This is a genomic window from Sulfuricurvum sp. RIFOXYD12_FULL_44_77, from assembly GCF_001830725.1.
Lineage (GTDB): Bacteria > Campylobacterota > Campylobacteria > Campylobacterales > Sulfurimonadaceae > Sulfuricurvum > Sulfuricurvum kujiense_A.
Genome location: NZ_MIBU01000049.1, coordinates 1 through 9,888, shown reverse-complemented (window position 1 = coordinate 9,888; position 9,888 = coordinate 1). Strand labels below are relative to the sequence as shown.

The 9,888-nt window shown below is 40.8% G+C and carries 10 protein-coding genes; 7 read left to right on the top strand and 3 right to left on the bottom strand.

Going from position 1 to position 9,888, the window contains the following annotated elements; genetic code table 11:
- Nucleotides 1-1,854, top strand: a 1,854-nt coding sequence (locus A2517_RS02380; protein WP_294893769.1) for an efflux RND transporter permease subunit, incomplete at its 5' end; no start/stop codon positions are given.
- Nucleotides 1,855-1,861: 7 nt separating this feature from the next.
- On the opposite strand, the gene A2517_RS02375 is transcribed toward A2517_RS02380, so the two are convergent.
- Nucleotides 1,862-4,183: a PAS domain S-box protein gene (locus tag A2517_RS02375; RefSeq protein WP_294893768.1), complete on the bottom strand. Its 2,322-nt coding sequence runs from the start codon at nt 4,181-4,183 to the stop codon at nt 1,862-1,864.
- A gap of 152 nt (nt 4,184-4,335) precedes the next feature.
- Between A2517_RS02375 and A2517_RS02370 the strand changes: the two genes are divergently transcribed.
- From A2517_RS02370 to A2517_RS02345, 6 genes are all read left to right on the top strand, one after another.
- Nucleotides 4,336-4,608, top strand: coding sequence for a hypothetical protein (locus A2517_RS02370; protein WP_294893767.1), 273 nt, complete (start codon nt 4,336-4,338; stop codon nt 4,606-4,608).
- Nucleotides 4,605-4,826: a hypothetical protein gene (locus A2517_RS02365; RefSeq protein WP_294893766.1), complete on the top strand. Its 222-nt coding sequence runs from the start codon at nt 4,605-4,607 to the stop codon at nt 4,824-4,826. The genes A2517_RS02370 and A2517_RS02365 overlap by 4 nt, the downstream gene beginning before the upstream one ends.
- A gap of 61 nt (nt 4,827-4,887) precedes the next feature.
- A complete protein-coding gene (locus A2517_RS02360) occupies nt 4,888-5,217 on the top strand; it encodes a hypothetical protein (RefSeq protein ID WP_294893765.1) in 330 nt (109 codons plus the stop codon).
- Between the two features lie 27 nt (nt 5,218-5,244).
- On the top strand, nt 5,245-5,538 hold the full coding sequence (locus A2517_RS02355; protein ID WP_294893764.1) for a c-type cytochrome: 294 nt from the start codon (nt 5,245-5,247) through the stop codon (nt 5,536-5,538).
- Between the two features lie 297 nt (nt 5,539-5,835).
- Nucleotides 5,836-6,831, top strand: coding sequence for a L,D-transpeptidase (locus tag A2517_RS02350; RefSeq protein ID WP_294893763.1), 996 nt, complete (start codon nt 5,836-5,838; stop codon nt 6,829-6,831).
- 3 nt (nt 6,832-6,834) lie between these two features.
- Entirely contained in the window at nt 6,835-7,440 is a 606-nt protein-coding gene (locus tag A2517_RS02345; protein WP_294893762.1) for an OmpA family protein, read from the top strand.
- Between the two features lie 34 nt (nt 7,441-7,474).
- On the opposite strand, the gene A2517_RS02340 is transcribed toward A2517_RS02345, so the two are convergent.
- A complete protein-coding gene (locus A2517_RS02340) occupies nt 7,475-9,079 on the bottom strand; it encodes a methyl-accepting chemotaxis protein (protein ID WP_294893761.1) in 1,605 nt (534 codons plus the stop codon).
- A 199-nt stretch (nt 9,080-9,278) separates the two neighbouring features.
- On the bottom strand, nt 9,279-9,888 hold a 610-nt coding region (locus A2517_RS02335), incomplete at its 5' end, for a HAMP domain-containing sensor histidine kinase (RefSeq protein WP_294893760.1).

The window sequence follows — 9,888 nt, the reverse complement described above, 5'->3', positions numbered from 1 at the left end:
ATTGTCGTTATCGAAAATATCTCCAAAAAAATGGAACACGGGATGGAACCTTTGGAGGCCTCTTTCGAGGGGGTGAGAGAGATCTCTTTCTCGATTCTCGCCATCTCTTCGATGCTTTTGGCGGTTTTTGTCCCCGTAGCTTTTATGGGGGGGATCGTCGGGAAATTTTTTAACTCCTTTGCGATGACGGTTGCTTCGGGGGTATTGATTTCCTACTTGGTTGCGATTATGTTTATCCCTACTCTCGGAGCGCGTCTTTTGAGCGGAACCGAGAGCCGATTTTGGGAGAAAACAGAGCCGATTTTTCAAAAACTCGATCTTTACTATCGTGCCGTTCTGGCGAAATTGCTCCACTATAAATGGATCACCCTCGCGGCGGTTTTGGCCATTTTATTCTCCTCTTTTGCCCTTGCCGGTAAAGTAGGGGGAACTTTTGTCCCGATGGAAGATATGTCGGAAATGAGGGTGATGATCAAGGCACCCGTAGGGATCTCTCTGGAGGCGATGAAAAAAGAGATGGCACCGCTCGTACAAACGATGCAGGAGGACAAACAGTTCCAAAAGGTCGTCCTCTCTATCGGCTACAACGCGGCACAAGAATCACACAAAGCGATGATCTATGCCAAGCTTTTGCCGGTAGGAGAACGAGAGGCTCTGGAGTCGGTAATCAACGCTTACCGAGAAAAATTTAAATCGTATAAACATTTGATTATCAGTGTCGAAGATGTCCCCCCAATCGATACGGGGGAGAGCAATGCTCCGGTTCAAATCGTCCTCACGGGAGCCGATTTGGAGACTCTTGAGACAAAATCGGCTGCTTTGATCAAGCTCCTAAAAGAGAGTGAGGGGGTGATCGATATCGATACCGATTTCGAACCGGGAAAACCGGAAGTGCGTATCGGGATCAACCGAGAAAGTGCTCAGCGTTTGGGGATTTCGGCTCAGCAAATCGCCAAATCGATCGGATCAACTTATTCGAGTGACAGCGCTATCTCCAATTTTGAACAAAACGGCCGCCAATTTGATATTACCCTCCGAGCCTCAGATGAGTATCGAAGTGTGATCGATGATCTTAAAAAGATGCAGATTCAGACACAGACGGGTGAGATGGTTATGGTGGATGGCCTTATCACATTGGAGACGGCCGAGGGGGCGGCATCGATCAACCGATTTGACCGTGAGCGTAAAATTTTGGTTACGGCCAACCTCGACGGTGCCCCTTTGGATGCCCTCGTCAACAAAATAGACAGTGCCCTTCCCGCGATTTTAGGAGAAGGGTACCATTATCGTTACACCGGAGATATCGAACGGATGCAAGAGACGATAGAAGCGTTCGGTTTTACCGTATTGCTGGCAGTTGTTTTGATCTATCTGATTCTTGCCGCACTCTATGAGTCGTTAATTCAGCCTCTCATCATTATGGTGGCGATGCCGCTGAGTTTTACGGGGGTTATCCTCTCGCTCTATCTCACTGGAAACCCGTTTAGTATTTTTGTTATGATCGGGATTATTTTACTGATGGGGATGGTGGGCAAAAATGCCGTCTTGGTGGTCGATTTTGCGAACAATGCGATTAAAGAGGGGAAAAATGTCAATGAAGCACTCCTCGATGCGGGAGAGAAACGTCTTCGCCCGATTTTGATGACGACTTTCGCGATGATTTTTGCGATGCTCCCTCTCGCTCTCGGCGGCGGGGCAGGTCATGAGAGCAATGCTCCGATGGCGATTGCCGTTATCGGAGGGCTTATCAGTTCAACTCTTCTTGCCCTTTTTATCGTTCCGGTACTCTATCGGATGATGTATCCCCTTGATGCATTTTTACGGAGGTTGTACGAGCGAAAACATCTCGAGTAGAGCTGTTTTATTCCGGCGTCACGTCTTCTTTGTCCGGTTTTATCTTAAGGGTAATCACAAAACAAGCACCCTTCTCTTCGTTGTGCCATGTCAGGGTTCCGAAAAGATGTTTTTCGATAATACTTCGAGAGATGTATAACCCTAATCCCGTACCGTTGAACTCTTGTTTGGTTGTAAAATAGGGCTGACCGATTTTATGGATAATGGATTCCGGTATTCCCCCCGCATTGTCGCAGATGGAGATTATAATGACCTCATCTGTCTCTGTAACGGTTATGGTGATGGCAGCGTCTGCAACTTTGTTGGTTAAAAGTATATCTTTTGCATTCCCTAAAAGATTGAGAAAAACCTGTATCAAGGAGCTTGTGTTAATCAATAAAGAGCTTTTAGAAGTATCGTGAATGGTTAGTGTAATATTATTGTTTTCGCAACTTGAACCGATGATGTTAAGGGTATTATGTATAACCTCATCTATCGTTATTTCTACTTTAGATTGGTTCGGTTTGAAAAAATTTCTAAAGTTGTCAATCGTCGTAGAGAGTTGCTGCACTTGTTTGTTAAGTGCCTCTGAGAGTTTTACAAGATAATCGGTGGTTATCTCCTCATTGAATCCAATAGCCATAAGCAGGTTGTTAATCTCCATCCCCATTATGGCTAGAGGTTGCCGCCATTGGTGAGCGATCATGGCAATCATATCCCCCATAGCCGCTTGTTTTGATTGAGCTAGCATCATTTCATCTTTCTCTTTGATCTCTTTTTCCATTTTTTTGCGTTCGGTGATATCGCGAAGTATGCCGATGGCACTCCATCGACCGTTTTTAAGGATGGTTGAAAGCGAGAGTTCTATGGGAAATTCGGTTCCGTCTTTTTTCAAAGCCGCCAGCTCAACTATCTTACCGATAGCCGCACCTTCTCCTGTTTTTTTGAAATGGTCGAATCCTATGTGGTGGGCAGCTAGAAACCGTTTCGGTGCAAGCAGATCATGTAACGGCCATCCCATGATTTCGTTCTCTGAATAGCCGAATATTTTTTCGGCGGATTTATTCCAGTAGGTAATTTTCCCCTCATCATCCATCATTAGGATAGCATCTTGTGCGGAAGCGGTGATACTGTGAAATTTTTCCTCACTCTCGCGCAGTGATTGTTCTGCAATTTTACGTTCGGTAATGTCACGTGCGATACCCAATATATAGGATTTGTCATGTTGAACAAGGGTCACGTTGACTTCCACGGGGAATATCGAGCCGTCTTTACGGCGATGTATACGTTCGGTTTGTACACTTCCTGTTTGAAGAAGCTGATGGTTTATCTCTTCCATTGAATCAGCGTTTAGCATCGGATCAATGTCAAACACACGCATAGAGAGCATCTCCTCTCTGGTATAGCCCAATGTTTTACATTCAGTTTCATTGATATCCAGAAAACGCATACTCAAAGGTTCTATTATTTCGATAGCGTCACTGGAGTGATCCAACAGCAACCGAAAGAGTTTTAGTTTTTCCTCGTCTTCCTTGCGGTCGGTGACATCCAGTCCTATGGAAAGGAGACCAACCGTATTGCCTTCTGCATTTTTTAATGTCTTGTCATACCATTCAATCAGTTTTTGACTGCCGTCTTTTGTAAGAATCGTATTTAGATTACCAATGGTTTGGATATCGTCGATGGCAGTCATAAATATTTTTTTTGTTTTTTCCCTATGAGATTCCGGAAGGAAAATATCGAACCAGTCTTTTCCTTCCACCTCCTTCAAAGAGTACCCTGATACGCTCTCCATGAAGGTATTGAAGCGGATAATCTTACCCTCCGGACTCAGTATCACAATGATGAGTGGTGCAGTTTCTACCAGTCGGTTGGAAAAATCTCGTTCTTGTTTTAACATAGTTTCAATCAGTATACGTTCGGTTATATCGCGGTCTATCCCTCGGTAGCCTGCAAAATCCCCTTTTTTGTCGAAAAATGGGACTCCGTTCGTCTCCAAAATTTTCAGAGTGCCGTCTTTGCAGATATTGGTATTTCTAAGGGCAATTATCGGTAAACGATTTTCAATGCATTTTATGAATTCGCTGCCGACGTGCTGAACCTCTTCCGAGGGGATGAAGTTAAACGGCGATTTACCCACGACTTCCGCAGGAGAGTACCCTAACAGCATTTCGACTTGCGGGCTGACATAGGTATATTTTCCATGCGCGTCAACTTCCCATATCCAGTCGCTTGTCGATTCAACAAGAAGACGAAATTTTTCTTCGTTTTCACGTAGCTTTGTTTCGATGTGCTGATACTCAGAAAGTTCTCTTTCCAGAGTTGCTATACGCTCTAACGCGTTTTTCAAATCCACATCATTCATGAACGTATCTCCAAGATTTGTGATTAAAAAGCTAAAATAGAAAATGATAGATTATACAGGGAAATGGCGGTAAAAGGGAAAGCCATTGAGAATTTATGTTAAAATTAGGATAAAGACTCTATCACTCAAGGTTCATTATGCTATTTAATCCTACTCCGTTGGAAAAATTGACCACACTTATTACCGATTTAATTGAAAAACAATCTGCTCTCCAAGCGGAAATCGAAACGCTTCGCTCTGAGAGTGCTTCGATTCGCGGTAATGAGCAAAACAAAGATGCTGAGATTCAACGTCTGCAGGGGGCACTTGCTTCGAAAGATGAAGAGATTAAAATGTACAGTGATGAACTCTCCGCCAAAGATGCCGAGATTGAGACGATTGTTTCCAAAATCGAAAGCTTGCTTGGATGAAAATGAAAGTATCCCTCACTCTCAATGCCAAACGCTACGACATTGATGTAGAGGAAGATTTTGCCCGATTTTTAATCCTGCAGATGAAACAGGACTTTAACTTCGAGGGGAATAATGATCTCAAACTTCTCCTTCAAGCCTATGTCCGTAAAAACTTCGCTCTTTATGAGCAAGAGAAGCAAGCCCTCAAACTGATCGAGCAGATTCAAACTCTCTAATTCCCTTTCACAATCACTTCACAATAACTTTTTATACTGCTCTCATAAAAAGGAGTTTAAGATGAAAAAGTTACTCTCAATCTTGTTAATCACAGCACTCAGTGCTTCAGTTGCTTTAGCGGATGCTAAGGCGGGTCAAAAAGTCTATCTTAAAACGCTCAAAGCGAAGTTCAATATGAACGGTACCAAATTTGCCGCTGAACATACGGTAGCGGAATGGGAAGAGCTTTTTGCGGATGATGCAAAAGGGTTTGTACAAGAGTACGGCGAACGCTTTCCCGCTTCGGTTCCGCTTCTTACTAATCCGAGTATGAAAGAGAAGCTTCAAGATATCGGTGATTTTGCAAAAGAATACGGTTCTGATAGCGGCAATGTCCCAAGTTGTGGTTGAAAATAAAATAGGATAAAAGGATTTATTATGAAAATGTTACTTGCAATATTGGGTTTAAGTGTTATGTTGAGTGCTGCTGAGGGCGGTGCTTTGTATCAAAAATGTGCGGCGTGTCACGGTCTTAAAGGTGAAAAAGCGGCACTTGGGAAATCGGAAGTGATCGCAGGATGGAACTCTGCTAAAACACTCGAGGCGCTAAAAGGGTATAAAGCGGGAACGCGCAATACTAAAGGGATGGGTGCCTTGATGAAAGGGCAAACCGCCGCGTTAAGCGACGCCGATATGAAAGTTCTTGCAGATCATATCGCAGGACTTAAATAAGAGATAGCGGGGGTTATTCCCACGCTACACAAATGATCTCATCCACCGTCGAAACCTTAATAGGCTTCGGCAAGCTTCGGATACTGCAAGATCATATTTATAACACGGTAATTTATCAGCTTTTTAATCTTGAATAGAGGCATTAAGTGATTCAAAAATGTCTAGTAGTTGTGGGAAGCTCAGTATGCTTTGCAACAGGTTTGCGACACTAAAATGGTAGTATTTTGGCTATTTTGAGCAAGATTTATTGTTTTGCAAAACTTGTAGTGATTCATCAAATATTGAGGTAAAGTTTACGTGATAAAAAAAGTTTTATATTGGTTTATTTTTATAAAGTTGATTCTTGTATCAGTTGTAGCAGATACAAATATTTACACAGTATTTGTATGCTCTGATAAAACCTATAAGCAAGCATTTTTTGATAAAAATCGCTATATAAAAAAAGCCGAAAAAGATGTCTATATTATCAGAAGTGAAGCAGGCTTATACAGAATTGCTTATGGTACTTTTGAAAATATTTCAGAAGCGGAAGCGTTCAAAAAGAATTTATCCGATGAACTGAAAAAATTGAAACCTTATGTTGAGAAACTGACGGCAGGATATCTTGCACAAACAAAAAATGGGAAAGTAGTTAAATTCCCATTAAAATTAGATGAGTCTATCCACATAGAAAAAGCCCCTTCAGATGAGTACATCTCAAATCAAAAGCAGTTAGATATAGATGAAAATAGCACAAGTAAATCAGAAAACAAGAGTGTTGTTTTTGAACAAACGATGCAAATATCAACAGTGGATATGAATACCTATAGTCCAAAAAACTTAGATCGAATTGTTATTTATATCAATTCAACTAATAATTTTATGACAGTCAATGGATATAAAAATCAACAAAAATTCAAACTTAACAAATATAAAGTTTCGACCGCAAAACCTGATGTTAAAAAACCCGAAGGGAAAGGGGGGATTTCCTCCATCTCTCTGCACCCGATTTGGTATCCTACAGCAGAAACATTGGATTATTTCAAAAAAGTGCGCAATATCGAGCTGCCAAAAGTTATCTCTCCTGAAAGCCCATACAACTATATGGGTTCGGCAAAAATTTCACTTACACATAGTGTTGATGGACGTCAGACGTATCGTATCCATGGGACAATTAATGAAAAAACTATTGGTAAGCATGAATCCGCCGGTTGTATTAGAATGAAAAACAATGATGTGTTAGCTCTTGCGAAATATCTTAAAGAATTTGCTTCAACCAGAGGTATGAAACAGATTCTTGTTGTTATGGATTAATGAATGATTAAATATTTTTGGTTTGTTTTATTGTTTTGTCAAATTGGTTATGGAAATTCTGTAGTTTCCTATAAAAATTATGAACAGAATGATTCAAAATATTCTTTATTGACAAAGCGTTTGCCTGTCCCTAAAAAATATAATTTTGACAACAGTACTCTCCCTCATTTAATAGTAACAAACGCAGATGTAAAAGGTAACAATAATTCTGTAGTATCAAATGAGTCAAAATACCTCTATGCGTCTTTTCCACCATTGAAGTTTAGAAACTACCAAATATTCGAAGGTCGAGATGTTATTATTAGTGAGGAAGGGAAAAATCATTTACGTAAATGGGCAGAACGTTTTAAACATCAAAAATATAAATCGGTGACAATTAATGTTTATACGGATGATGTACCACCAAAACTGCTTAAAGCACGGTTCTCAACAAACTTTTTACTCTCTGAAGCTCGCGCTAAATTGATTGCTGATTATTTAATTATTCAAGGGGTAAATGTAAATCAAATACATGCGCATGGATTAGGCGATACGAATCCGATTGCCCCTAATGATAGTGAAGAGAACCGATCCAAAAATCGCCGTATTGAATTTTTCATCATAAGCTAATAGCCATACATAAAAAAGTTTTTACAAATTATCCTCAAATTTTAAAAGAAGATATTTGAGAGGACATATTTTCAGAAACTTTATGCAAATGTGTAGCTGTTGCTGCTATTTCTTCGACACTTCGGGCATTCGATGTTGACATAACATGAATTTTATTGATTTCATCAATAATCGCATCGTTTCGCTGTGTGTTTGTTTTGGCTTTTTGTGCTACATCATTCATTCCATCAACCGTTTCGATTAAAGTATGCACAGCCATATCCGTTTGAGATTCAACTTCTACGGCTAACGTTGAAAGCTTTTCAAGCTGGTTGGCATTCTTATTCATTTGCTCTGACATGTCCATAATCGACTGAACAATTATGTTGACGGTTGCATTGGTCTCTATAAGACTTTTTTGAGTTCTTTCCGCTAATTTTCGAACTTCATCGGCTACAACGGCAAAGCCGCGACCGTGTTCACCCGCACGAGCTGCTTCAATAGCGGCATTGAGCGCCAGCAGGTTCGTTTGATCGGCAATATCGGAAATGACCGTAAGAACGTTTTTAACTTGTGCCGCTTCTTGGGTAAGCGAATTCAGCCGTTCATTTATTCCGCTTTCAATTTCGACCGTTTCATTCAGCGATTCTATCGTTTCACGCAAAGAGAGCTGAGCTGATTCAAGATTATTTCTAGCATTGGCTGCCATTTCTGTCACTTCAGTAGTACGTATGAGCGTTAAATTGATTTCTGATTTAATAACATTTGCATTTTTTGTTGTTTCTTCAACAATATTAGAGGTATGTTCAGCCTGTTTACCTATCGACAGAGAAGTGCTGGAGAGTTCGGAAGATACCGAGATATTTTCGGCTGCGGCATTTTGAGCTATTTGAAATGTTTGTCGCAAAGCACTTGTCAATGCATTGATATGATCCGCTATGTCGGTTAGCTCATTTTTATTGGGAATACTAATGGTATGGGTAAGATCTTTGTTATCGACCATTGTTTGGATAGAGCTATTCAAAATTTGTACGGATCGGCTAATAATGGAGATGGTAAAATATCCGACTAGCAATCCGATAGAGACAGATAAAATCCCTACAATAATTGTTATTGTCGAAGATTCCTGCGCTTTATCAATAACCGTCGCTAAATTGTAGTTAGCTTCTTTTACTTGTGAATGTTGAAGTGCATTGATACGATCAGCCAAAAGGGACGACATCTCGTCAAACTTATCCATAGCGCTATTGCCTTCAGAACTGCTTCGTTCATATGCTTGTTTCATCTGTTTGCCCGACTCAAGCAACCCTTGTGCATCTTGCTTAATTTCGCTGATTTCAGCTAATCCTTTAGTATTACCTTCATTCTTGAACATATTTTCAAATGAATCCATATCTTTTAAAAGAGCAGAATATGAGATTTCTGCTTCTTTGATTGCATCGTTTTCCTGAGTTAATGAAGCATCGGTTAAAAATTGTTGTATTTGGGATGTTTGGAATTTTGCATCTGCCGCTAAAAAAGCGTGAGGGACTGATTCTGCTGACGTTTGCTCTGCAAGGACATTTACTTTGTGACTATTTATAGCCCCTAGGACGGCATTCAACGTTATCATTAAAACGATGGAACCGATACCTAAAGTTATTTGTTGTTTAATTGTCATTTCAACCTACTCTGTTTGTTTCTGATTTTAATTAATTCTAGCACCTCATTGTTGCAAATATGTTGCATTTCGTAGTGAACTTGTCATACTATGAACAAAAACCTTGCCAAACGCTATGACATTGATGTAGAAGAAGATTTTGCCCGATTTTTAACCCTACAGATGAAACAGTATTTTAACTTTGAGGGGAATAACGATCTCAAACTTCTCCTTCAAGCCTATGTCCGTAAAAACTTCGCTCTCTACGAACAAGCGACGCCGATATGAAAGTTCTTGCGGATCGTTCCCACGCTACACAAATCTTCGTCCCCACTTTTTCTTTCGACTCTATCGTGATTTTCAGATGATACTCGCGCGCGATCATGGCGACAATATTCAGACCGATTCCAAACCCTCCCACACTCTTATCGGCACGCATATAACGCTCAAACACCCGATCGATCATACCATCGGGTATCCCGATGCCGTTATCTTCGATACATAACGTCTCATCTGTAAGGGTGATGGTAATCTCCCCCTCCATCTTGTTGTATTTAATGGCGTTGGAGAGGAGATTGTCGATGAGGCGGGTTGCTTTGGTGTGATCGATCGTGAGTGTGATGTTAGGATGGATAGTAAGGGAGAGGGCAATCTTTTTTTGCTCAATGCGGTGGCGGAAATACTCAAGCCGTTCATGGATAAGATTACTCAGATTAAGCTCTTTATTCTCTACCGCTAAATCGTGATTGAGGATGAGGTAGGTGAGATCATCATAGAGTGTCGAGATGGTACGGGAAGCGATTTCAATCCGTCGAAGTTTTTTTTCAACC